The following is a 24,364-nucleotide window of genomic DNA, read 5'->3' on the forward strand; positions in this document are numbered from 1 at the left end:
CTGCACAGCGATAGTCATTTAGTATTATTAATGACTATCGCTGTAATACCCCCTTATAAGTCAGTATAAATCATTATTTATATTGACTTCAACATCTATTATATCATACTTTTAACTTACAATTGCTTCGTAGTGCTTACGTACTTCTCGCAATGACGATATCATTCTTGATCATGTAATGCCCCTGCTATTGGCACTTCATCTGTAATTTCAGATAAACAATAATAGGCTGGCTTAACAAAATTACTCCAGTATTTTATTCCGGCTGTTCCAGAGTCTTGGATAGTTTGATAATAGGAATGACCTGATAATTCCTCAACAAAATAAGCAAATGCTTTACCTCTAGACATCATCTCATCACATAATATTTCTCTACCTTCTACCCCTAATTTATGTTGGATGATTTCTAGTAAACATTCTTTGGCTACATTTCGTATTTGAGATGATATTGATATTTTTTCCATTAGTTTAATTGAGTCCTGATCTCCCAACTCGACTCCTATGCTCAGAGTTAAATCAGCAAGGAACTCATCTTTAACAGTACCATAACCTTTTCTTAAATATTCTGACAAATATGAAGCAACCTCTTGTTTCCCTGCCACTAAATGTAAATATAAATCCCAAGCGGTATTTTTTTGGCTATTATTAAATATTTCTTGGCATTCTGAAAGTTCAATATTTTTAACTGTCTCCAACATAGACATGTCTGAGTCATAATTTTTTAAAACTTTGGTCAAATCAATTTGATACTGATTATCTAAATAAGTGTCTATTTTCCCTTGCTCCTGCCTTGATGTATTAGACATCCGTACTCTACTATATAAAAATTGCTTGCCTGGCATAGTTACCTCCCTTTAGTGTTATTTAATTGTAGTTTTGATCTATTTAATGGTGGTGGTGTATTAGATGGAGAATATTTACTCATAAATCTTCCTATCATACGATCTACTTTTTTAGTTGTCTCAGTTTCCATTTTTAAAGACTCATCTATTTTTTTGCTTTCTAGTGGCGGTTTACTGGTATTAATTGACTCTTGTGCTTCCAGCTTTAGTTTTACAAAAATATTCAATTTTTCTTTATCAGGATTAGATTCTGGTAATTTATCAGCCGATAGTTGTATTTTCTTCAGTTTTTCATAAAAAGATTTATCAGCTTCTTCTATCTTGGTCATTACTTTGTCTACATCTTTCTCTCCTTGTCGTCGTATTTTATCAAGTTCAGGTAATTGTTTCTCTACCGAAGTTAAGCCTAATTTCTTATGACCACCACATATTTTTACAAGGTTCTCTAACTCTTCTAATGCCGTACTACTTGCATCTGCTGTTTTTTCTTTGTGATATACCACTGCATGAGTATCATAATGTCTTGCTACTAACTTACCTGTTAGATCAGGATATAATTCAGCAAACTCATATAATGCTTTTCTTTCTTTTTCTCGTGAGCTAGTTAATGGTTGTAATTCATTTAAGATTGCCTGTTCAGGAGACATGTCATGGATATACTGAGAATCTTTTGACATTTTTTCAAATAATTGTCGATTAGCAACATTATCACTCTTTTCTGTTAACTGCATTCCCTGTGATATTGATTCTGCTTGTCGTTTTGCTAACTCATGATGCTCAGCTGTTTTCTGTAATGTTTCTTCGGTTAATTTTTGTTTATCATGATGATATTGCTTTTTTTCTTCTTGCACTAACAAATCACTATTGACTGTATTAACAGTAACTATCATATCCTGAGCAGTAGTAATATTTTGTTGAGATAGGTCGATTTCTTGACCTTTATTCTTCTCCAAAGCTAACATCATTTCTCGATATTTACCTTGGGTCACTGGCAAACTATAGACATGTCCTAGATGTTCTATATAGCCTATTGCCTCATCTCCTTCACCATTAAACCTTACTGGCTTTGGACTACTGATCTCTGACAATTTACCTTGACTATTATAATGAGCAGTAAAATATACTGCTCGGTCTAAGGAAATATTTCGACCATTTTCATCTTTTACAGCTAATGACAAATGCATAGGACCGCTTTTATTTACCAATTCTGTTGGTAAATCTATGGTTCGATAGTTATTGATTTGTTTAAAAGTGCCATCTGACAAAGAGACTAGAGTATTAATTTTATGAGTTGTTTCCTTGATAGTAGCTAACTCATCACCTGAATCATTTCTTACTATTTGGCTTCTGATATTGTCTTGCCTATCATCATCTTGCCAACTTATTGTATGAAATCGATCAGCAAAATTATGGTGAATTTTCTTATAGCCTGCTATCTCTGTTCTTTCTAATTCAGCTTTAACTTTGCTATCTAGAAATGCTTGGTTAATTATTGCCCTGTTATTGACATTTTTAAGATATTCAGCAAATTCCTGATCGTCATGGTAATTTACTGTTACATCAAGATTCGCAGCGATATAATCTTTTAAGATATTCCGCTGTTTTTGCAGGATTTCTTGTCTAATGGCTTGAGTAATAGGGTCTAATTCTTCTTCTATACCAAAGAATCTGCTACTACTGACTGAATTAGTTAAAGTAACTAAGTCTTGTGCTTCTTCTGTTGGTTCTATAACTTCAGTAATATTCTCTTCAAGAATATTACTGAGTTGTGGGTTATCTTTCATAATACTACTTTATTAATGACGTATGTGTTTATAACTTGTCATTGCGAGGAGCTACTTTAAGCTGAGTTTGATGAAACAAGTTTGATGTCACCCCTGCGAAAACAGGGGTCTAGAAAAGTCTAAATAGTGTTCTTGACTATTTTTTAAGATACCTGCTTTCGCAGGTATGACATAAAACAATTGCTTCGTCGCCTTACTCCTTCTTACAATGACGTTAGTATTGGGCTAGCTATACTATGGTATTGCTGATACTTATGTTATAGAACTGCAAAAATAATAGAATTTGACTAGAGGGAGAGATTTGTGTATGATCATAGTTACACCTCAATAATGGTTGTAATTTAATAGCAATAGCTATTGGATTAATTTCACTAGTAAGTACTTGTAGCCTTGTAAACTTTAGAGTACTTACTAGTTTATAACCTAAATGTAACATTCAAGTTTTAACTTTATTAATAAGTTAAACGCTTGAATGTTACACTGGGCTTTTTTAGTTTGAGATATAGCAAAGTATATTCTTTGCTTTAAAAAATTAATCAATAATCATTGGTCTTTTTTTTATACTCTCATTCTATTTTTGGGAGTCTAGTATAATTATTTTGAGGTGTCAAGAAAAAATGAATTACCGTAATTCATTTTATTAGAGATATTAAATTATTTAAAGTATGGCTCTTGTTCATCAAATACAAATATTTTTAACACATAAATTAAAAGATAATAATTTAAAACGTAAAGCTTTTGCACAAGAGAGTAATATTTTATATAGAACCGTATGTAATATCATCAATTCTATAGGAGCTAATCCGGAATTGGAAACTATATTGAAAATTGCTAATTATTTTAGATGTTCTATGAACGAAGTAATTGGTAGAAATGAATATGTTTCTATAAATCAAAAAGATTATAACTTTCAAATAATTAATTCAGAAGATATAAGTATTAATTTAAGACATTTTCTTAATAAAAAACTTAAAGAGAAAAATATTAATCCATATCAATTAGGTATAATTATTGGTTTTAGTCAAAATGTTATTCCCAAATTTTTAAAAGAAAATAATCCTAAGAAGACACTTACTAGTACAGTTGCAGTAGCATTAGCGGATTATTTTCAAGTATCACTAGATGAAATGGTTGGCAGAATTAAGCCTACTACCTCTGATAATAATGAACCTTCTCAATAAAACTCCAACAGTTAGAGTGTTATAAATATATTATATGAATTATCAAGGTTAAAATGGGTTAATTATTTCAAGACCTAAATAACTGAAGTCTTTAACATTCCGTGTTACTAAAATAAGATCAAAATGTAAAGCTGTAGCAGCAATTAAACTATCAACAGCTGGTAACGTTCTACCTAACTGAGCTTGTATTACTCCCCATTTATTAGCTACTTGCTGATCAATAGGTAAAATACGACCGGCAAACCACGATGTTAAATCTTGATCCAACCATATACAGACCTTTTCTCTTCTTTTTATATCTGTAATCTTACCAATACCCTTGCGTATTTCTCCTATGGTTAAAACACTTAAATATAAGTCTCGATTTTGTACAGCATTAAACCACTCTACTACCCGTGTATTTTGTTTTACTTTGATAAGTTCAGAAATTACATTTGTATCAATTAAGTAACTCATTTAAATTACAACTCAATTTCTCGACAAGAACTTTTGTCCCTTTCAAGATCAATTTTCAACCCTCTTAGCGGAGAATTTTGTAGAAATTGAACAAAAGAGGATTTTGGAGAGATTAAGTCAACATATTGGTTGATTGATATTATAACAGCCATAGTTTTACCTTTAACACTAATTTCTTGAGGACCATCATTAACTGCTTTTTGTATTATCTCACTTAGCTTTGTTTTCACTTCTTGAATTTGCCATTTTTTCATATAATCATTTTCCAAATGAACTTGATAATTTAAAACTAGTCTATTTTAGCAAATAATATTTTATTTAAAAATAAGTTATTTCTATGCATAATCGATGTGAAGTAATTAGGTATACATTGTAACAATGGGTAATTTTTTTGGTTCAGACAATGCCCATATTAAAGTATGAGTGTCAAGTAATAATCTCACAACTAATCCTTTATCCCTAACCTTGTTGCCATTTCTTCAGACCATTTGTCAAAATCTTTAGTTACTTTAATTTTATCTTTAAATATCCCAAGCCTATTAATAGATTTCACAGGATTGTATTTAACGATTTTAGCAATTGGTTTCCCCACTTTTTCAATAATCACTTCTTCATTTTTGTCTTCTACTTCTTTTAGTAGAGATGATAAGTGAGATTTGGCAGAAGTAATGTTTACTAGATACATAAAGTTTAATTTACTTTTTACTAAGCTTAATATTAGTTCAATTAAATATGTTTATCAACCATAATTAAGTAAAAATATCAATAACATTATATTGACTTTATACAAGTATATATTTAAAATTTAAGGCGGAATTACTGCAAAGTAATTCTGGAGTTTCAAAACCTCCTTTAAGCAGCGGTGTGCATTTACCGTAAAATGGTGCTTCTCGGTTTTTATGGTCGGGGGGATGGTAATCGTATGTTCGGCTTAAGTGTTTACATTTAAGCCCGACGGTTACCATAGCTGTCTGCTTACAGTGTTTTGAACTCCCCGATCACCAATCTAGATTCACTTTCTCTAAAAATCTTGTCTTTGGTGGTCAAAAACTTACAGTTTATTGACATTCAGGGGAAGATTATATGCATTTAAGTTGGGATTGGGATACAATCATTTTTTCTATTTTTCTAATTTTTAACTTAGCAGTAGGTCTATTTTATAGTCGTGGTATAAAAAATATTAACGAATATGCTATAGGAAACCGCAATTTCTCCACCAGTACTATAACTGCTACAATTATTGCCACTTGTATAGGGGGCGGTTTCTTTTCTGAGGCAGTTAGTGAATCGTATAAACAAGGTTTATATTTTATCATTCCAGCAATTGGTGAACCTTTGGCTCTCATAATTGTTGGTTACTTATTAGCTCCACGTATGGCAGAGTTTTTAGGTAATCTTTCCATAGCTGAAGCTATGGGTACTCTATATGGTAAAAAAGTTCAATTGATTACAGCTATAGTAGGTATTTTCCTTTGCACCGGAATAGTTGCCTTGCAATTTAAGGTTTCAGCTACCATGCTGCAACTTTTCTTTAATCTTTCTAGTTTTTATGCTGTTTTGGCAAGTGCTGTTATAGTAATATTATATTCGGCTTTTGGTGGTATAAAAGCTGTTACTTTTACAGATATAATACAATTCTTTACTTTTGGCACTATCATTCCTGTAATTACTTTAATGATTTGGGGAACTCTCCATGATCCTCATAAAGTTTTTGTAACAATTAATGAGAATCCTTTATTTGATTATAGGCAGCTATTTAATTTTAACTCTAAGTCTATAAGCTCCTTTTTGCTGTTATTATTTTTTCTAATCCCAGGTTTTCAACCGGTTTTTTTTCAAAGATTGGCGATGGCTAAGAATATCACACAAGTTAGAGAGTCTTTTATAACAGCAGGTTTAATATGTCTTGTAATATTAGTAATAATAATGTGGGTTGGAATATTATTACTGGCAGACAATCCTAATCTTAACCCTAATAACTTGTTAGCCCATATTATAGAGAATTACAGCTATTCAGGATTAAGAGGACTTACTGCTATAGGTATTATAGCGATAATCATGTCTACGGCAGACTCATACATTAATTCTGCAGCTATATTATTCACTAATGATATTTTTAAATTATTAGATTCTAAGGTTATAAGAAAGATACGTAATAATCTTAGTGATCTCATTATATTACGTATTCTTGCTGTCTTTGTTGGTATTTCTGCTATTTTCCTAGCTTTTAAAGCAAAGAGTATACTTGCTTTACTGTTAATAGCATTAGATTTCTATATGCCTGTAGTTTCAGTACCTTTCCTCTTAGCAATTCTAGGTTTTCGTAGTAGTAATAAAGCAGTATTAATGGGAATGTTTGCCGGATTTATTACAGCAGTTAGTTTTAAAGTCCTAAATGTAAAAATGGAACCTATAGTACCAGCTATGGTAGCTAATTTGTTAACTTTGATGTTTAACCATTACTTTTTTAAACAAGCTGGTGGTTGGATTGGTGTGAAAGACCCAAGCCCCATCATCGCTCTTAGACTTGAACGTAAAAGAAAATTTAGGAAAATTATTAGTGCAATCAAACAATTTAATCTGATAAATTTTTGTAAAGGTAATCTACCAAAAAATGAAATTACTTATTTTCTATTTGGCTTCTTTGTAATAGTTTCCACTTATTCATCATTATTTACTATCCCAAAATATTATAGCACAAAATATGCTAATATTTATCACTTCATTCACCATTCAGTATTAATAATAGCTACCGGATTTGTAACTTATTCGATATGGCCTCCTAGATTTAAAAACGAGATATTTATCGCATTAGCTTGGAATTTAGGTATTTTATATCTGTTGATTTGTGTTGGAAGTATGTTGGTTATGATTAGCGAATTTCATCAACTACAATTAATGATATTTATTATTAACTTGTTAGTTACGGGAATATTGCTTAGGTGGCAGATAGCTTTATTTATCACAATTTTTGGCACATTCACATCATTACAATTTTTTAAATGTTGTATGGGTAAATATTATTTAACTAGTAATTTTGGTAATATACAATTCCAAATAATTTACCTTTTATTACTATTTAGTAGTGTACTAATAGCATTTCTGAAACCAAAACAAAAATATGAAGAATTGTCTGAGACCATGAAGAGTGTATGGGAAACAAAATCAAGAAAACTAACACATGATTTGATAAAAATAGCACAACATGAAGAAGAGTTTTTTAATAGAATAGAAGCTCAAGAACAACAGCAACTTCATAGCTTGCAACTCCAATTTAAAGCATTATGTACAAAACTACAAAAAACAGATAATAAAGACCAAATTTCTCGGATTACTGAAGAATTATATGAAGTAGCAAAACGAATAGAGGCTTGGGCTTTATATCTTTCGACTATTACTCACAGAGTAAGACGTCAAGTGCATATTAAGCCTACTAAAATTAACATTATGGATTTAGTAAATGAAGTAGTAGTAGAATGTGAAAAATTATCTGATCAACCATTACGGTTTGTTAACCAATATGCAATAAAATATCATAATATAACATGCGATCCAAAAAAACTGAAGGCAGTAATAAAAAGCCTGTTGATTCATGCTATCAACAATAATGTTGATAGTAATCTAGTGAGTATTTTTCTAGAGGATGAAGTTCTAGATTTTAAGGTAAATATCTCGGAAACTACTAAAAGTAAAAAATCAATTGAAGCAGTAAGACTAACAATAAAAAATCAAGGAGATCACCTTACTGAACAACAACTTAAATTAATTTTCACTCCAACTTTTAGGGAAACTAATGAACTAACTTTTTTTGAGTGTTCTAATATTATAGATGCTCACTATGGGAATTTTAAGGTCGATAATAACCAAGATAAAGGTATAAATTATAATATCACTATTCCTGCTAATATTAAGGAGATTCGACCTAAAGTAATGGATTTGCCTGATATAAGGATTGAGAACTTTGAAAAGATTACAGAGATATTTTTACAGGAACAAAAGGACGATAGATTAAATATAGCACAAAAATTACTGCAAGCAGGGGTTGACTTTGATATTATTGAGCAAGCTACCTTACTTAAAAAGGAAGAAATTACCAATATTTAGTGGCTGGAAAAGGAAGCATTTAATAGGAGCAATTAATTTATCTGATTTGCAATTAGTTAGCACAGATAATCCTAAAATAAACGGGGATTATGTAATCAATTTTCTACAAAAATTAGAAGCAGAAAATCCTAATAAAGAGAAGATATATTTGATTTGTGATTTTTAAATAGCTTAGATTAATATTACCATTTAGATAATTTCTTAACTTTACTTTTTGTGGGATACTAAGAAATTTATTATTTTCTTGAAGATATTATTCCAAATAATAGATTATTTCAAATAATTCTATTATTTGATCTGTTATAGTCAATTGATGAGAATTTGGTGACGTCGTCACTCGTCAGTTAGAAAACAATACTCTTCAACTACCAAGCATTGGTGTTTGATATTGTCGTATTTTTTAAGATAATATTTTCCTAGTGTCTCTATTCTACCGCTGATCTATTAAATTTCGCAAAAAAATACCCTAGGCAAAAACTTTCTCTAGACTCTGTCAATTAGTGGGATTAAATGTGGTGTGGATACTATGCAGGGTGGTGTCAAATACCGAGGTTAGACAAGAATAGGATGATTTTTAAATCTAACCTCAGTGTCCATTTTTATAGACAAAAATAGAGGTTAATTATATGGTGAGCGATATTAAAGATCAACAACAAAACTACTTAACAAATGAAGAAATAAATAATCTCAGTGAAGTCTCTATACGACTGTTTTGCAAGGTCTTCCAAAGCAACAATAGAACGGAGCTAAATCTTGAACAGATTAGACTTGGAGCAGAAGGAGCTAAGTTAGTTGCCAAGTTTCTTGAAAATAATAAAATTACCACCTATATAAATCTTACCGAAACTAATATAGGTTATCAGGGGATAAAGCATCTTGTTAAAGCATTAGAGAATAATATTACTTTAACTGATATAGACCTTGAATACAACAATATTGGAGATCAAGGAGCAATCATACTGGCACAATTCCTAACAAATAATAAAACCATCAAGCGAATAAATCTCAATGTCAATAATATTAATGATGAGGGGTTTGTACAACTTTTCAAGGTCTTAGAAATTAATAGGACTATAAGGCAAGTAAAGCTTAGTTATAATAATATTAGTGATAAGGGGGTAATGGAATTGGTAAAAAGTTTAAATACTAATAAAATTAGTAGCGAAATAATAATGGATTATATAGATCTTGAAAACAATGATATTAGTTATGAAGTGTTAGAGCTATTAATTAAAGTGCTAGAGGAAAATAATAAAAAACTGGTGGATAACTATAACTGAGATATAGGGTTTCCACCACTCCTCCTCCTTTTTAGTTAATCTTATATTTTTACTTTTATAAGGACTAACTGAATAACATTTAACAACTGTTTAAAATTTTTAAATTTTAAACAGTTACATCAATAATAAATACTCCAAAAAATGTCAATAATGTTGCAATTAGCCACAATGGCTAATTACTTATCTAGCTATTTAACCATAACTATAATAATAACTGTAATAAGTGAAATTTGATTTAATTATAGCGATTATTTACTGATGTCTCATCTTTGCAGCTGTTCTTCATATTTTCAAGAAATAATCATATTTATTCCACGATCTCACTGTACTCTTAGGATTATATCAGATAAATGTGTATCTGTTGTTGCGTTGTAGTTGCAAGTAACATCAAAGTAAGTACCACAAGGTTAGAATTAAAACACCAATTTTACTCATCTAACCTTGTGATACACCGTTTTTCATAACCTCAAAAAACAGTAGGAAAATCATATGTCCAATAATGATGAAAATCAACAAGAAGTTAAAGAAATTACTAATTTGTACGAACTTCAACCACAATTAGTGGAAGCACGACTACTCTTAGAAAGGTTTTTAAAAACAGCTTGTTCTAATGATAAGTTAATGAAAAAAATATACGAATACTCCGGTGATAGCTCTACAACCATTATATGGTATTTACAGCAAGTCATAAAATATTTAGATGCCATAATTATTAATAATAAAGTGATTATCGATGCTTTAGCTGGTAAATTTTAGTAAAATTACTTATCTTTATTTTTTTAATCTGTGATATCAAGATAACAAAGTAGGGTTTAGTAGAGTAGACGGAAAAGGTATCCTTTACGTCTACTCTAACTAAAATTATTATTTAGAAATATTTATATAATGATTTTTGGTTCAATAATTTGTTATTAATAATTCATTAGATATTTTTCTATAATTTGACATAGAATATTTAACGGTAATAGTGCTAATATTAAAACCTTTATATAAATCTCTAATAAAGCTTGTATCACTGTTAGAGAGCATAAGTTTTACACCTTTATTACTTAATTCTTTGGCAAAATTACTAAGTCTTACTTGGTCATTTTCACCAAATGGTAACCTAGTATAAAAAGTTTCACCTGATTTATGATAAGGTGGATCAAAATAAACAAAATCATTGGTCTTAGGTTCAATAAAAGAGAAATCACTTGTGTAAATTAGAGTATTTTGTAAAAGATTGCTGCATTGGTTAAGTATGGTAGCAAAATTATTAGATTGACAATATTTCCTTGTAGAATAAGACATTTGTACTTGGTTATATTTATTTACTCGATATACCCCTCTAAAAGAATATCGATTTAAATATAAAAATCTTGCAGTAATCTCTAGAGGATCATTACTATTAATATTATTATCTCTGACTTGATAATAATACTCTTTACTATGTTTTAGCTTATATAATTCACATAATGCAATAATTTTTGTTGGATTCTTTTTGACAGCATTGTAGCTTGTTGTAAGTTCAAGATTAATATCAGATAAAAAACACTTGTTGAATTTATCTTTTACTTGGAAAAACAGTGCTCCACCACCAAGAAAAGGTTCATAATAATCATTTAAATCTAATGGAATGCGTTCAAGCAATTTATCAATAAATTTTCTTTTCCCTCCTACCCATTGAAAAAATGGACTAATAATGGGATTAACTGTAGTACGAATAGCAGTTATTTTAGTAGCCGTGTTGATGCTTTCATTTCTAGTAATTTGCTGCTGGGTCATTTAAATTTATCCTTCAATTATTCTCTAGAAAAGCATAAGAGATTAACTAAAAACGAATAGTTGACATTTTTACCCATTTATTTTGTTGTTTAACCCGAGTTGCCAATTAATTTATAAGAGCAGAGCTAGATTTTAACGTTTGAGGTTAATTTGTAACATTAAAACACTTAATATCTCATCTTACGCAGAGTAAAGAAAAGCTGGATAAAAATAATGGTTAAAATATAGTTAGTTGTATCAAATAAAGATTAATAAAAATGTATGAAACCTTAGATATCTATAGTGATTATTTAATTTGCCAAAATAACAAAGCAACAGCTACTGGATTAGCTGATTTATTATGCGGCGAGATAAGTTATGATAAGTTTACTAGATTTTTAAATGGTAAGGCTTTAGGATCAGTAGAACTTTGGACTTACATCAAAGCCGAAGTCAGGAGAAATGAGAAGAAAGCAGGCGGTGTTTTAATATTAGATGATTCAATTGAAGAGAAGCCATATACTGATGAGAACGAGATTATGTGTTGGCATTATTCGCATGCTAAATCTAGGCATGTTAAAGGTGTAAATATACTATCATGCCTTGTTCGTTATGGAAACGTTACTTTAGCAGTAGGATATGAGATTGTCCATAAGGATGTAGTTTTTTCTGATATAGCCAGTAAAAAAATCAAGAAGAAAGCTAGCCTAACTAAAAACGAACATTTTCGTAATTTGATAAAACAAAGTATGGCAAACAAAGTGTTGTTTGAATATGTGCTAGCCGATAACTGGTTTGGAGCAAAAGATAATTTGGAATATATACATAATTTGAATAAGTATTTTATAATCGGTATAAAGTCAAATCGTACTCTTGCTTTGTCGCTAGAAGATAAAATAAAAGGTCAATTTCAACAAGTGACATCATTAAATCTGAAAGATGGTCAGTCGATTAAGGTGTGGCTTAAGGGGCTAGAATTTCCCGTAATGCTCATTAAAAAAGTCTTCATAAACGAAGATAACTCAACTGGTATTCTCTATTTAGTTTCAAATGATCTTAACCATGATGCTGATCATCTATACGAAATCTACCAAAAACGGTGGCAAATAGAGGTTTATCATAAATCAATAAAGCAAAATGCTAGTTTAGCGAAATCACCAACAAAAAAGGTTATATCACAATCGAATCATATTTTTGCTTCAATTATAGCTTTTTGTAAACTTGAGATACTCCAATTAAAAACTTGTATGAATCATTTTGCACTTAAGTATAAATTAATTTTACGAGCAAATCAGGCTGCCATGTTGGAACTACAACCAAGGAATATGCGAGAGATGATAATATTGATGATGAATAAGACAAACCTTAGCTTATGAAAAAACTGTTTAACTTACAGGCTCAAATGAAGTCGTTAAGGTGATAATGTTAAAGTTCATAAGTTAGCGAATTCCATCAGGGCTATGGCACTTTATTGAGCCTTAAGTCGAATACATGACTGCATTTGCTTTTTTTCTGTCAAGTATTATTTTTTTCTTGCATTTTTGGGTAGTTCCATACATGAGTTATTAAAAAATATGGGATGTAAAGAAGTCTATTTTGAAATTATTAGCGGTACGAATTCTAAAAGACCTGAGCTAACAAAACTATTAGATAGCATTCAAGTTGGTAATACTTTAGTTATTGCTTCCATTGATAGGTTAGGTAGAAGTTTAAAAGATTTGATAGATATAATTAGCCACTTAAAAAGTCATTCTATAAATTTTCAGAGTCTAAAGGAACAAATGGATACTGGAACAGACGCAGGAATGTTGATGTTCAATATGATGGGTTCTATAGCTGATTTTGAAAGAAGCTTAATAAATAGAAGAATTTATGAAGGGGTGAAAAGAGCAAAAGAACTAGGAAAGTATAAAGGTCGAGTTCATTCATCAGATAAATCCGTAAGAAAGGAATATGTAAAAATGATGAAAACTGGCAATTATCCAGTATCATATATAGCAAAAATGGCAAAAATTTCTAGACAAACCCTTTATAACTGGCAAGCAGAGTTAGCATAATTAAAGTGTTTCTATACTAGACTATGCTAAAATTAGTAGTTTACAATGGTAAAAAGTATCAAAACTTACGCTATTTAGAACCTCACATAGCGTAAGTTTTGTACACTTTAATTCTTATATTTGGTATATACTATCAACACAGTACAAGAACATTATGTTAGGGAAAAAATGATTTGGATCACTTCGCCATATTTAAGACATAATATATTTAGTACCTTTGAAGAATTATCTAATAAGGAGAGGCAATTGAAAGAGTGGATAGGAGGAGCAGTACATGGATATTGGGATAATTTATGCTATTATATATTTAACGATTTATATGATGAGGGGTTGGAAATCCCTATGGGAGCAAGGCAGAGCTTAATTCGTATATTATACACTCGAGAAGAAGTAAATGAGGTTTATAATTTTGCTTGTTTTCTTGATAATTTAACTGAGGAAATAGGAGATTTGCAACCAGATTATGCTTATATTAACCATCCTCAATGGTCAAAAGTATGGAGATGGTCTAAAAATATATATGATATGATGGGTAAGAATAATAAAAAGTATAATTTTTACGAAGAGTGTTATGAAAAGTTTAATAACATGGACTTTCATGAGTATGGAACGTATGTAGAACGTAAAAATGCAGAAGCAGGAAATGAAATGATACCATACGAGAAGCCAATAATTTATAAACGATCTGAATTAGACAAAAACTTAAATAATTTAATTACAGATGTATTCGCATAGATTTTTTATTATAAAAGGCTCTAGATTTTTAACTGTGTAAATTTAAAAATAGGCACTAAATTCGCTCCTCAAATTTTATCAGAAAATGGGTCATGGCTTCGCCCCAGTTTTGGATGGGCATACTCCATTTTCGCGTAATGTAATTAATTAAAAAAAAGTATAATATTATAACGATTGTTTATTTTATTGCTTTCCTAGCAATAGGATTTATATATTTCCTAATAATAAGATTTACATTTGAATGGTTGAAATTGAAGTTTATTCTAGAGCAATTCCTTGCTTCAATAGCTATGAGCTTTTGTTTAATATTCACAATATCCCCTATTTATGTATTTTTTGAAGATAGGTCAATTACCAATCAACTTATTAAAGAATTAGAAAAATCTAATAATGAAACTAAGAGCTATTCTATACTTTTTTCCACCATTACAAAAATCTTACAAATAGATCAAGTAAATAAATTGATCAGTACAGAGAATAAAGATACCCCTTATAACCTAGGACGTTATGTTGGTGCGACTTTAAAAATAAAAAACTTAACAGATAAAACATGTAACCTTACTCCTTCTTTCTTTGAGAAGTTATTTGGGAAATATGATAAAATAGAAATTACAAAAAATACTCTTGTTCCAAATGAAGAAACCTTGATATATATCGTTTTTAGAAATATCAGTAGTATCCATATATTTGAATCTAATTCTTTAAATTATAAATGGGTTGGATTAAAACAAACTGCTGATGAGAAAGAGTATAATAGGATAAATACACTACTAAATCATTATGATTATATATTACATAAAACTTCAGAGTTTCATAAAAACTGGATTGGAACTGAGAGTGAGCGTTGTAAAGATAGAAATAGTGATAGCTGTATATTTTATAAAGATAATGTTTCTAAATTAGAATATTTTACTGACTTACAAAATAGGATTAATACAGAAATACCGCTGGTTATTGAGCAACATTTTTGTAAATGATTTTTATGCTATTTATCAGAATTTACCTTTATAGTAAATACGTATTGAAGTAATATCAGAGGGGAGATAACGTATAACCACTAATTCACCAACATATTCTGCAAGCATTATATTAATGTAACGTAATCCTTACTAATTTCATTTAGTTGTTTTAAGGTAAGTGTTTTCTTACTAGATAATGTAGCTTGTAAAAAGATTTTTGTATCAAGATGTGTACTTGGAAAGCTGATATTATGCAAACCATCAACCATTTTATTAGGCAAAGAGAAGATACTATAATAGTTTGCAAACTTTTATGTTTAGATAAATCACTAAAAGAAATGATTACATTTTTTCATCAACTTGATAGCATGAATCTCTCGTTTGAAAGTATTGCAGACAATTTAATAATTGATAGAAGTAAGTAGCACATTACATTTAACGCAATTCATTTCTACCAAAATTTTAAATTTCAAATAGAACAATTTGAAGATGAGTGATTAACAGGACTTAGAATAAGACAAAATAATTTGGCTCAATTTAGGCAATAGAAATAAATTTACATAACAACTTTAATAGTTGCAAATAAAGTTAGCCAAGCTGATTTATATAATCATTTAATCTTAGTCACAAATTGTCCTTGATTGCTGGAATTCGTGTTTATTATTGCAAGCCGATACACTTAGCTTTTGCAGGCAATTCTCTAAAAAGCAAATCTATTGATTAGAAGTATATTTTATTATAATTTACTTCTTTTGGTATCGGCATCTTAATGATGATATCTTAAATCCCAATATAATGCAAATCAAACAATTTCATTATTCATTATTTCTTTATGCTTGTTGGTTTTGAGATTTTATGGCTATTACAAGCAGATTTTAGTTTTTCTCCAGCAGAGAATTTAGGTTGCACATAAGCTGCAATATTAATTGTTTCACCAGTTCTTGGGTTTTTTCCAGCTCTAGCTGCAACTTTACTAGAGTAAAACTTACCAAAACCTACTAGCATTATTTCTTTACCTTCGGCAAGTATAGAAGTCACTGATTTAGTAAAGATATTAATAACCTTTTCAGCTTCACTTTTAGTACAACCTTCTCTATTTGCTATATACTCAATTAGTTCTATTTTGTGCATGGAAACCTCCTTGAGATTATAATCTAGTGTGATTACTCTCACTAAAAACTTAATAATAGTCGAAATCTAGAATTTTTAATACCTTAAATCAATAAATTTTTGTTATTTGACTGTAAGTTACCTAATTGAATGGCGTAATTTTAGTCATTAATGATAGAATAATGACTAAAACAAGTTAAAAATATATAATAAAGTGGAAAACTATTTAATATCGATGCCACAAAAATTAGGAAAGCCGTTAATTGGTAAATACAAAGGTCTTTATCGATATAGATACGGTGACTACAGAATACTTTATGAAATTTAGATAAAAGATAATTGCTCTTTCGAAACTCGCTTGTGCTGAGGGATTTGAAGGAGACGCGGAACGCAGAACCGCAGCGTACTTAAATGTACGTGAGGATTCGAGTACCGCATCGACGTACAAATCACCAGTAGAAGTAGAGTTTCGAAAGAAGTCTATTGATTTGTATTATCAGTAATAGGTAGTAGGCTACTTATAACAGTTGGTAAGAAAATAAAAAATCTAATAATTGTCGGTGGTGATAGATGCCAATTTTATTTTTAGCATTTGTTATATGTTTTTCTGCAGTTCTGTACGATATGCCTAGTCTAGCTGCTATGTGCTTTTTAGGAAAGCCAAGAGCTGCAAGTGTAAGACATTCCATAGCTCTTTGAGTAAGAATGAAAGACTTGCCTAAATATTTTACGTTAATTTTAGTTGTTTGCATAATATGGTTATTTTAGTTAGTTGCTTAAAACCCTTTCAGGAAATAATTCTGCCAAGCTATTGGGGCTAAAAATTTTTACGTATAAGTTATTGTTGTGTAAGTTTTGGCAGTATGAATTACTGCATCTTATACTACCTAGAACTAGGCTAACATAAAGACTTACAAGACTAATAAACTGTTCAAAAGATTCAAAGTGCCTAAGGTAATAGCTAATAATTTCCGGACTATTAGTTGATGGCAAAAAATAAAACCCTTCAATTTTATCTTTGGTTCTTTGGTAAATGACAAAACTGTTACATGCTTGCTGACTGTAGAATTGTATTAGAGATTGGTAGCTAAGATTTTTGTTTTGGCTATTGTCAATATTTTTGGTGCAAAAATTCCGGGTACAGAAGCCCATAGTTGTGCCATTGCTTAAAAATTGACGATAGCCAAATTCTTGAATCTGTAAGTTAAACGTACCAGTTAATTGGTCAATCAGTTTTGCTTGTAGTACATTTTTTACTAAACCAGTAAACACAACTTCATTGATTAAACACTGGTTCATTAGCCGCTCACTCATTGGATATTTAATCATTTTTTTACCATTTTGTTCATGCTTACTCTCACTATTTTTGTAAATTTCATTAGACTTCTCGCATAATACTACTTCTGCTGGTGATTTAGACAATGAGTCTAGACTCAAATCCGTAACAGAATTTGAGTACGCTGCGGATTGAGGTTCTGAGTCTCCGTCAAATCCTTGCACAGAAGCAAATTCTGCAAGAAGTCCATTAACTGGCTTCATTGAAGCAAGCTGAGGTTGAGATTTTTCTAAGGTAGTTTTGTTCATAATTTTTACTATAATTGCCTTTATTAATCACAGTATGACAAGGTTTTTTTATAAAACAATAGGCTTTTCATTGCATGAAATGGTCTTTTGTATAAAAAAGAAAGACTAAAACAAAAAAATAATTTAAATTATTTCATATTGTGAAATTTATTTTATCAAATGCACCTTTAACTTCCACTTACTACTACCCTGCCTAACAGTAACGTTTTATCTCTGGGGTGAAATAAGCAAATGATCTTGGGTGTTGAAGTTGATGCAGGCAAATGCGAGCTACTACTTGCTCGATTTTTTGGTAGATAAAATCTTTGCTAATACCACTTTCTAGCCATTCTATAAGCAACGACGCATCTACTGGTAAAACCATATCGTGCTTATTGAACAACCCTTGTAGCTTTTGAGTTAGTTCTGCTATTTCGGTTTTTGCTAATTTGGCAATCACTGGTGACTTATCCACAAGCCTATCATCATCCTCTAATCTTATATCAATATAATTATCTTTAGACGCGCGTGCGCGTAGGTAATACGATCGTATTACGGTCGTATATACGTTCGTATATACGGTCGTATCATTAGAGGGGGTATCTTTTTCCCCTGCAGATTCGATCAGTTGACTACGATATTTCTCCCATCTCTTTGCTATATTCAAGGAATTTTGTTGTGATACTTTTATAAGTTTTTGGCATTCGTTTTTCAACCCCAAATGTGTAAAGGTTTTATCAGAAAAAATGAAAAATTTTTGCAAAATTTTTTTATAATTTTGCCATTTTTTTAGCGAAATATTTAGAAAATGTGCTAATTTTTGGTCATTATTTGGCAATTTTCCACCACTTATCCACATATGTTCAAGTAGTCTAATGTAAATTCCTAATTCATCATGTCTAAGTAAATTAGTGCCATGAAGAAAAGATGATAGAGAAAAGGGTTTGCTCTTAGATTTTAACATAATAATCTCCTATAATTTTAGATAATTTAGCTGTAAAAACTCATAAAGAAACTCTCAAAAAATGGCAAAAAAAAACTATACGAGCGTATAGATCAAAAAAAAACCTAAAAAAATGCAAAAAAAATCCCAAAAAAGTTATAAAAAAATCCAAATTTCACCTCTTATCCACAGGGTAAAAAAACTTATCCACGTGATATCCACATATTATACACATATTCATCCACAAATTAATGCACGGATTTTGTGGATAACTTTTATCACTTAATACCTATAATTAAGAAGATTTTATTGATATTTACAACTAATAATAACCTTGCTATTTCGCTTAGCTATAAAACATATAATCAACTTAAATGATTATATGTAATAAAAATAACAACCTAGAAGTACAATGTTATAGATAAGCTAGTAAATATAAGATTATTCTCTACCACTTAACTAGCTTAAGTAATTGGTCGATAAAAATAGAGATTTATAACGAACTGATAGTATTAATAGCTAAAATCTATTTCAGGTTTGGGAGGGTTCTTTTTATTTTTTAATTCTTCTTCAAATATTTGGTCAGAAAGCTTAAAAAAAATGTTGGCATCAACTGCTCCCTTAGTAACCGTGTAAATTTTGATCATAGCTTTAGGTCCAGGTATTGTTTCTTCGTAGACATATTTATGTACTAAACTTTGATTCTTACCTATCATTTTAGCAAATTCTCGTACGGACACTTTAGACAGTTCTAACCATGTGAGTAATTTCATAACGATTAGCATTAATATTTAATCCTTACTAACAAAACACTATTAGTTGTCTAAATACAAAGAATTTAAGAAAATTTTTCAAATCATGAAATTTTTTTATATATAAAACCAAATAAGACAGGAATTTATCAGTTATAGATCATTTCACGTTATGAAATGGCTATTGTAAATCAAAAAAAAATAGTTAACAGTAATATAAAAACAGTAGGACTAAAAGCTTAACAACAGGGGAATATTATGCAAAATGCTTATATACAGCAGATGATAAAAGAAATAGACAGAGATAAACGTTCGTCTGAAGAAATTTACACAGCAATTGTTAGCAAACTAACAATTATGTCTAAAGGTAAACTTACAGACCAAGAACTTCACACAGCAGCTAGAAACCTAATAGGTTTTTGTCAGGAGATTACCGATTATAAGATAAAAAAGCAAAGGGATGAGCAAAGTAAGATGAAATATGATTTAAAAAAAGCCCCTATTTAGACTTAGAGCGTAATAATTTAAAAAACTGATTTTCCTACCATAAGAACACTAAAAAGCCGTGTAATAGCCTTAAAAGAGCTAAAATAATAGTTTAATAACAAACCAACTGATGTAGCACACTACTAAGTGTCAGAACAATTTATTTACAATAACCAAAAATTATTAATACTAAAAAAATGTTACACTTGGCTCTAATACTTAGGTTACTTGGATAATTTAATGCAAACTCAACTTGACTCGTCCAGTATTTAATCTATCTCTGAATGCATAATACTTTTATCTAAGGAAAAAATATGCCAGACAAAGCAACAAAATCAATAATTTTAGTTCGTGTTTCAACAAGGGAGCAAGAAGAAGGGTATTCAATTGAAGCTCAAAAATATAGATTAGTAGAATATTGCCAACGTAAAAATCTTGAAGTTATCGAAACTTTTGAAATTATCGAATCTTCCAGCAGAGGTGATCGCAAACAATTTAAAGAGATGATCAAATTTGCTAAAAGCCATAGAGAAACAATTGCTATAGTTGCTGATAAAGTAGATCGAGTACAAAGAAGAATCTCAGAAATTTCATTACTAGAAGAACCAATAAAAGCTGGTAAGATAGAATTACATTTTAGAACAGAAGGTTACATAATAGATAAAGATTCTCAGTCTCATGCAAAGCTAATGTGGGGGATGAACGTATTGATGGCACAATCTTACGTTGATAGTTTAAGTGATAACGTTAAAAGAAGCCTAGATCATAAATTGCGTAAAGGAGAGTGGATAGGACCAGCCCCTCTTGGTTACCTAAATAGTCGAGATGAAAGAGGAAACAGTATAGTAATTCTCGATCCTGTAAGAGGTTCTATCATAAAAAAACTCTTTGAAGAATATGCAACAGGAATGTATACTCTTAATTATTTGACTGAAAAAGCTAAGGAGCTTGGTCTTAGAAGCAAAAACAATTGCTACGTCAATAAAACAGTAGTGCATCGAATGATCCAACAACCTTTCTATTATGGTGAAATGAGAGTAAAAGGAGAGATGTGGTCACATGGTTACCAAGCAATTATAACAAAAAAGACTTTTATGGCATGTAAAGATGTACGTTTAGGGTGGAAGAAGAAGCCTTTTAAATATGGTGGTAAGGATTTTCTTTTTAGAGGATTAATCACCTGTGCAGTAACTGGTAAAGTTGTAACAGCTGAAACTCACAGCAAAACATATTCAGATGGCAAAGTGGACGAATGGACTTATTTAGGTACATGGGATCCAAAGAATCCAAACAAAAAGATTTATGTAAGAGAAGATGAGGTTTTAAAGCAGGTAGAAGAGGTTTTTAAAAGAATAGGTATAAGAGACCCAGAAATGCTAAAAGAGACTCTAGCCTATTTAAAAAACACAAATGAGCTAAAGAAAGATGAGCATGGGCAAGCAACAGCTGCTTTAAAGAAAGAACACACCGAAAATGAGAATAGATTAAATTCATTAATAGATTTGCGACTCAATGGAGAACTTAGCACAGAAGAATTTCAAAGAAAAAAACAACAATTAAAAGATCGCCAATATGAAATTGCTCGTTTAATTAAAGTTTATGAGGAAGCAGACGATAAATTTACTGATACCGCTACAACGCTAATAACTCTAGCATCTGAAGCCTATGAAACTTTTAAAGGTTCTGAAATGCCCCAAAAACGCAAAATGATAAATTTCGTATTTCAGAACCTCAAACTGAGGGGCAAAAAACTTGAGACCTCTCTACGTTTCCCGTTCGATATTTTTGAAAAAACGACAACTTGTACCGAATGGCGGGAGTGACGGGACTCGAACCCGCGACCTTCTGCGTGACAGGCAGACGCTCTAACCAACTGAGCTACACCCCCTTTATCAGGCTTACTATGATATACTACTCGTAAATGAAGAGTTGATAGACGAAGATCAAAATTATGATAGTAGCAGGAATCGAAGGGTCAAGGAGCGGAGAGTACATTTAGTACGTGGCTACCTACGATCCCTGAAGACGACAACGCAATTCTTGATTTTCATCGAGTATATATAGGTAAGCCGTAATATATATAAAGTCAACTCCCCTGTCAAGAACTCATCAGTAACTAATTTAACTTGATTGCTTATATTAGATATCTTTAGCAAACTCGTGACCTATCTTCGGTGTGCCAAGCTTTAATACTATACTCAATCTCTTGTAATTGTTCTGTTAAACTAGCAATATGCTGGTTCAAGGATAAAATGACGACCGCATTAAACTCAGTATCCTGCCTAGCAATTTCTTGATTCTTAAATAGTAATAATTGTTCTCTTCTTTTTAATAAAGCATGTAACTGTTGTTGGCTATTACTATCATAAGTAACCTTCACTGGTAAAGCAAAGCACGTTGCATAATCATGCAACAATTTACTATCGATATTATCAGTTTTAGCAAGCCATCCTCTAGCTTTAGCATAACTACGCACTTTATTAGGGTGTACTGTAGCAAAAGGCAATTTATTTATTTTTAAAAATTCTCTTAAATTATGTTCATATCCACCAGTAGGTTCAAAGACAACAATTAACTCAGATAAGGCAGGATAGTATTTATTAATAGTGCTAAGCATAGTAGTAAAGCCATGTTGATCATTGGTAACTTCAAAAGCCTTGTTGGTAGCTGGCATATAGATACTTAAAGTTTAGAGACTAGTGGCTTTGAAGTAATACCCGATTAGCATTTGCCTATGTCAAACTGGTGTCATGTATGGAACTACCCAAAAATGCAAGAAAAAAATAATACTTGACAGAAAAAAAGCAAAGCCGCATAATTTCAGGTCATTTTTGTCTGGAAGATAAGTCGCAATGACGAAATAGTTACCTAAAAACGAGTTAACTATTGATATAAATTAAATAATAAAAAGGTAATTTATGAATAGATTAGCATTTATTAACATGATTAAAAAGCAAATATCACTATGGATATTTGTTATGAGATATGACTATACGTTAATATCTTGCAGTATAATACCAGTCATATCAGGATTTAAATTTTTTGAATATATAAACCAAAGATTAACCGATAGCAGCTGGATGGAAAAAGCAATATCTAATTATATCAAGACCGGAGATTTACAACAACTCTTTAATTTCAATTTTTTTATAGGTGTATCTTTTGTTATAACATTAGTCATTAGTTGTTTTAGCTATAGTCATATTAACCTTTTAAAACATTATTCTCCTAAGAGTTTTAAAATTTCTAGAAGTGGTAGAATTACTGACGATATCCGGTTTATTACTATTCTTACTCTCGGTTGGGGTGCGTTTAATACAATTATACAGCATTTTATAGTTAGTGATTGGCTATATCGTTTCATATCAGCATATTTAGTACAAACAACATGGCTATATTTTATGCTAAAAATGAATTGTTGTGGTTATAGAGTAATCCCAATCACACCTTCTCAATCACATGAGAAAAAAAGAAGTATATAACGTTTGCTCAAAGCCCTATTACTTATATTATTTCCAGACTTAAAGCAAAAATCCTCAATATTATCACTTAGTAAATGCTAGGCATGTAAAGAACGTACCTTGGGCGTAAAACAGATGTTCAGGATTGCCAGTGGTTACAACAACTTCATAGCTATGGATTATTAAGTGGTTCATTTCGTCCAGAAGAGCAGATATGTGAATTATGAACTCTTACTAGACAAAGAGACAGATTAACAAAGAATGCCGCAACCCATGTGAAACGTATAAAAAAAGCACTTAATGAGATGAACATCCAATTACATCATGTGATTAGCAATATAACAGGCGTAACAGGCATGAACATAATAAAAGCAATTATAGAGGGCAAAAGAGATGCAAATAAATTAGCTGCATTTAGAGACTATCGTTAAAGCACTAGAAGGAGATTACCGCAAAGAGCATCTTATAGTATTAAAGCAAGAATTAGATATTTATGAATATTCTGCGAAGCTATATAATGGTTTGGAATAAGCCCATGATTACATATTTTATACCAATTCAGTTCTTTCAGTTCAGGATAACATAGTGGTAAAAACATATATCTCCAAGCTCTACCTCCAAGTAAATTAGCTCCAGTTGATTTTAATCGCCTTGCACTTGATCCACAAAGAATAAATTGTAGAGAATTATTTGCCAAAAACTTATTTGATTCTATTAAATGATGCACTTCATCAAGAAGCAAAGGTACTTTTTGTACTTCATCGATAATGATAGTAGATACTTTATTTTGTACGTTTATTTCTTCTCTTAAACGTTCCGGATGTTGGAAATAAATTTGATATATATCTGCTTGCAGTAAGTCTATATAAAGAGCGTTTGGAAAACATTTTTTTTAAATATGTTGATTT

The 24,364-nt window shown here is 30.6% G+C and carries 27 protein-coding genes, 1 tRNA gene and 1 pseudogene; 13 read left to right on the plus strand and 16 right to left on the minus strand.

All coding sequences use genetic code 11. The annotated features are described in order from the left end of the window. Positions 1 to 161: 161 nt before the first annotated feature. Both AAGD26_RS04445 and AAGD26_RS04450 read right to left on the minus strand, forming a co-directional pair. Positions 162 to 842, minus strand: a complete 681-nt coding sequence (locus AAGD26_RS04445; RefSeq protein ID WP_341751266.1) for a hypothetical protein — start codon at positions 840 to 842, stop codon at positions 162 to 164. Between the two features lie 2 nt (positions 843 to 844). Next, positions 845 to 2,626: a Sca4 family protein gene (locus AAGD26_RS04450; protein WP_341751267.1), complete on the minus strand. Its 1,782-nt coding sequence runs from the start codon at positions 2,624 to 2,626 to the stop codon at positions 845 to 847. Between the two features lie 665 nt (positions 2,627 to 3,291). Between AAGD26_RS04450 and AAGD26_RS04455 the strand changes: the two genes are divergently transcribed. Next, positions 3,292 to 3,807, plus strand: coding sequence for a helix-turn-helix domain-containing protein (locus tag AAGD26_RS04455; protein WP_341751268.1), 516 nt, complete (start codon positions 3,292 to 3,294; stop codon positions 3,805 to 3,807). Between the two features lie 48 nt (positions 3,808 to 3,855). Here AAGD26_RS04455 and AAGD26_RS04460 read toward each other — a convergent pair whose 3' ends face one another. The 3 genes from AAGD26_RS04460 to AAGD26_RS04470 all read right to left on the minus strand — a co-directional run bounded on the left by AAGD26_RS04460 (position 3,856) and on the right by AAGD26_RS04470 (position 4,948). Continuing rightward, a complete protein-coding gene (locus AAGD26_RS04460) occupies positions 3,856 to 4,263 on the minus strand; it encodes a type II toxin-antitoxin system VapC family toxin (RefSeq protein WP_341751269.1) in 408 nt (135 codons plus the stop codon). 5 nt (positions 4,264 to 4,268) lie between these two features. Next, positions 4,269 to 4,517, minus strand: a complete 249-nt coding sequence (locus AAGD26_RS04465) for a type II toxin-antitoxin system Phd/YefM family antitoxin (RefSeq protein WP_341751270.1) — start codon at positions 4,515 to 4,517, stop codon at positions 4,269 to 4,271. Between the two features lie 191 nt (positions 4,518 to 4,708). Beyond that, on the minus strand, positions 4,709 to 4,948 hold the full coding sequence (locus AAGD26_RS04470; RefSeq protein WP_341751271.1) for a type II toxin-antitoxin system prevent-host-death family antitoxin: 240 nt from the start codon (positions 4,946 to 4,948) through the stop codon (positions 4,709 to 4,711). 398 nt (positions 4,949 to 5,346) lie between these two features. On the opposite strand from AAGD26_RS04470, the gene AAGD26_RS04475 reads away from it, so the two are divergent. The 4 genes from AAGD26_RS04475 (at position 5,347) to AAGD26_RS04490 (ending at position 10,403) form a co-directional block, all read left to right on the plus strand. After that, entirely contained in the window at positions 5,347 to 8,367 is a 3,021-nt protein-coding gene (locus AAGD26_RS04475; RefSeq protein WP_341751272.1) for a sodium:solute symporter family transporter, read from the plus strand. Then, positions 8,321 to 8,533: a hypothetical protein gene (locus AAGD26_RS04480; protein ID WP_341751273.1), complete on the plus strand. Its 213-nt coding sequence runs from the start codon at positions 8,321 to 8,323 to the stop codon at positions 8,531 to 8,533. Before AAGD26_RS04475 ends, AAGD26_RS04480 begins: the two co-directional genes overlap by 47 nt. A 460-nt stretch (positions 8,534 to 8,993) precedes the next feature. Then, positions 8,994 to 9,647, plus strand: a complete 654-nt coding sequence (locus tag AAGD26_RS04485; RefSeq protein WP_341751274.1) for a hypothetical protein — start codon at positions 8,994 to 8,996, stop codon at positions 9,645 to 9,647. Between the two features lie 489 nt (positions 9,648 to 10,136). Next, entirely contained in the window at positions 10,137 to 10,403 is a 267-nt protein-coding gene (locus AAGD26_RS04490) for a hypothetical protein (protein WP_341751275.1), read from the plus strand. A gap of 141 nt (positions 10,404 to 10,544) precedes the next feature. On the opposite strand, the gene AAGD26_RS04495 is transcribed toward AAGD26_RS04490, so the two are convergent. Beyond that, the gene (locus AAGD26_RS04495; protein WP_341751276.1) at positions 10,545 to 11,411 is read right to left on the minus strand and encodes a Dam family site-specific DNA-(adenine-N6)-methyltransferase; all 867 of its coding nucleotides are present in this window, start codon (positions 11,409 to 11,411) and stop codon (positions 10,545 to 10,547) included. A gap of 257 nt (positions 11,412 to 11,668) precedes the next feature. On the opposite strand from AAGD26_RS04495, the gene AAGD26_RS04500 reads away from it, so the two are divergent. From AAGD26_RS04500 to AAGD26_RS04515, 4 genes are all read left to right on the plus strand, one after another. Continuing rightward, the gene (locus tag AAGD26_RS04500) at positions 11,669 to 12,766 is read left to right on the plus strand and encodes a transposase (protein WP_341751277.1); all 1,098 of its coding nucleotides are present in this window, start codon (positions 11,669 to 11,671) and stop codon (positions 12,764 to 12,766) included. 198 nt (positions 12,767 to 12,964) lie between these two features. Beyond that, on the plus strand, positions 12,965 to 13,447 hold the full coding sequence (locus tag AAGD26_RS04505; protein ID WP_341751278.1) for a recombinase family protein: 483 nt from the start codon (positions 12,965 to 12,967) through the stop codon (positions 13,445 to 13,447). Positions 13,448 to 13,615: 168 nt separating this feature from the next. Further along, positions 13,616 to 14,182, plus strand: a complete 567-nt coding sequence (locus AAGD26_RS04510; RefSeq protein ID WP_341751279.1) for an SCO4402 family protein — start codon at positions 13,616 to 13,618, stop codon at positions 14,180 to 14,182. A gap of 290 nt (positions 14,183 to 14,472) precedes the next feature. Beyond that, positions 14,473 to 15,159 (plus strand): hypothetical protein, encoded by a 687-nt coding sequence (locus tag AAGD26_RS04515; RefSeq protein ID WP_341751280.1) that lies wholly within the window; start codon positions 14,473 to 14,475, stop codon positions 15,157 to 15,159. A 15-nt stretch (positions 15,160 to 15,174) separates the two neighbouring features. On the opposite strand, the gene AAGD26_RS07300 is transcribed toward AAGD26_RS04515, so the two are convergent. From AAGD26_RS07300 to AAGD26_RS04550, 7 genes are all read right to left on the minus strand, one after another. Then, positions 15,175 to 15,267, minus strand: a complete 93-nt coding sequence (locus AAGD26_RS07300; RefSeq protein WP_375331615.1) for a Mu transposase C-terminal domain-containing protein — start codon at positions 15,265 to 15,267, stop codon at positions 15,175 to 15,177. Further along, positions 15,267 to 15,422 (minus strand): hypothetical protein, encoded by a 156-nt coding sequence (locus AAGD26_RS04520; RefSeq protein WP_341751281.1) that lies wholly within the window; start codon positions 15,420 to 15,422, stop codon positions 15,267 to 15,269. Before AAGD26_RS04520 ends, AAGD26_RS07300 begins: the two co-directional genes overlap by 1 nt. A gap of 541 nt (positions 15,423 to 15,963) precedes the next feature. Continuing rightward, positions 15,964 to 16,272, minus strand: coding sequence for an HU family DNA-binding protein (locus tag AAGD26_RS04525; RefSeq protein WP_341751282.1), 309 nt, complete (start codon positions 16,270 to 16,272; stop codon positions 15,964 to 15,966). Between the two features lie 497 nt (positions 16,273 to 16,769). Then, positions 16,770 to 17,003, minus strand: a complete 234-nt coding sequence (locus AAGD26_RS04535) for a helix-turn-helix transcriptional regulator (RefSeq protein WP_341751283.1) — start codon at positions 17,001 to 17,003, stop codon at positions 16,770 to 16,772. 16 nt (positions 17,004 to 17,019) lie between these two features. Beyond that, positions 17,020 to 17,835, minus strand: a complete 816-nt coding sequence (locus AAGD26_RS04540; RefSeq protein ID WP_341751284.1) for a hypothetical protein — start codon at positions 17,833 to 17,835, stop codon at positions 17,020 to 17,022. A 193-nt stretch (positions 17,836 to 18,028) separates the two neighbouring features. Continuing rightward, entirely contained in the window at positions 18,029 to 18,778 is a 750-nt protein-coding gene (locus tag AAGD26_RS04545; RefSeq protein ID WP_341751285.1) for a DUF1376 domain-containing protein, read from the minus strand. A 491-nt stretch (positions 18,779 to 19,269) separates the two neighbouring features. After that, a complete protein-coding gene (locus AAGD26_RS04550; RefSeq protein WP_341751286.1) occupies positions 19,270 to 19,530 on the minus strand; it encodes a hypothetical protein in 261 nt (86 codons plus the stop codon). Positions 19,531 to 19,767: 237 nt separating this feature from the next. Between AAGD26_RS04550 and AAGD26_RS04555 the strand changes: the two genes are divergently transcribed. Then, positions 19,768 to 20,016, plus strand: a complete 249-nt coding sequence (locus AAGD26_RS04555) for a hypothetical protein (RefSeq protein WP_341751287.1) — start codon at positions 19,768 to 19,770, stop codon at positions 20,014 to 20,016. A 293-nt stretch (positions 20,017 to 20,309) separates the two neighbouring features. After that, complete coding sequence (locus tag AAGD26_RS04560) at positions 20,310 to 21,818, plus strand: recombinase family protein (protein WP_341751288.1); 1,509 nt, start codon at positions 20,310 to 20,312, stop codon at positions 21,816 to 21,818. Here AAGD26_RS04560 and AAGD26_RS04565 read toward each other — a convergent pair. Together AAGD26_RS04565 and AAGD26_RS04570 are read right to left on the minus strand one after the other, a co-directional pair. Then, positions 21,807 to 21,883: transfer RNA gene (locus AAGD26_RS04565), tRNA-Asp, on the minus strand. The genes AAGD26_RS04560 and AAGD26_RS04565 overlap by 12 nt on opposite strands. Before the next feature lie 261 nt (positions 21,884 to 22,144). Continuing rightward, positions 22,145 to 22,669, minus strand: coding sequence for an IS110 family transposase (locus AAGD26_RS04570; RefSeq protein WP_341751289.1), 525 nt, complete (start codon positions 22,667 to 22,669; stop codon positions 22,145 to 22,147). A gap of 244 nt (positions 22,670 to 22,913) precedes the next feature. Between AAGD26_RS04570 and AAGD26_RS04575 the strand changes: the two genes are divergently transcribed. Then, a complete protein-coding gene (locus AAGD26_RS04575) occupies positions 22,914 to 23,477 on the plus strand; it encodes a hypothetical protein (RefSeq protein WP_341751290.1) in 564 nt (187 codons plus the stop codon). Positions 23,478 to 23,544: 67 nt separating this feature from the next. After that, positions 23,545 to 23,969 (plus strand): annotated as a pseudogene (locus tag AAGD26_RS04580) (IS110 family transposase); the annotation flags it as partial. On the opposite strand, the gene AAGD26_RS04585 reads toward AAGD26_RS04580, so the two are convergent. Next, positions 23,920 to 24,321 carry an AAA family ATPase gene (locus tag AAGD26_RS04585; RefSeq protein ID WP_341752316.1) on the minus strand — a complete coding sequence of 134 codons (402 nt, stop codon included), beginning with the start codon at positions 24,319 to 24,321 and terminating at the stop codon, positions 23,920 to 23,922. The pseudogene AAGD26_RS04580 and the gene AAGD26_RS04585 overlap by 50 nt on opposite strands. Between the last annotated feature and the right edge of the window lie 43 nt (positions 24,322 to 24,364).

Origin of the sequence: Candidatus Tisiphia endosymbiont of Piscicola geometra (assembly GCF_964026415.1) — a bacterium.
Taxonomy (GTDB): Bacteria; Pseudomonadota; Alphaproteobacteria; order Rickettsiales; family Rickettsiaceae; genus Tisiphia.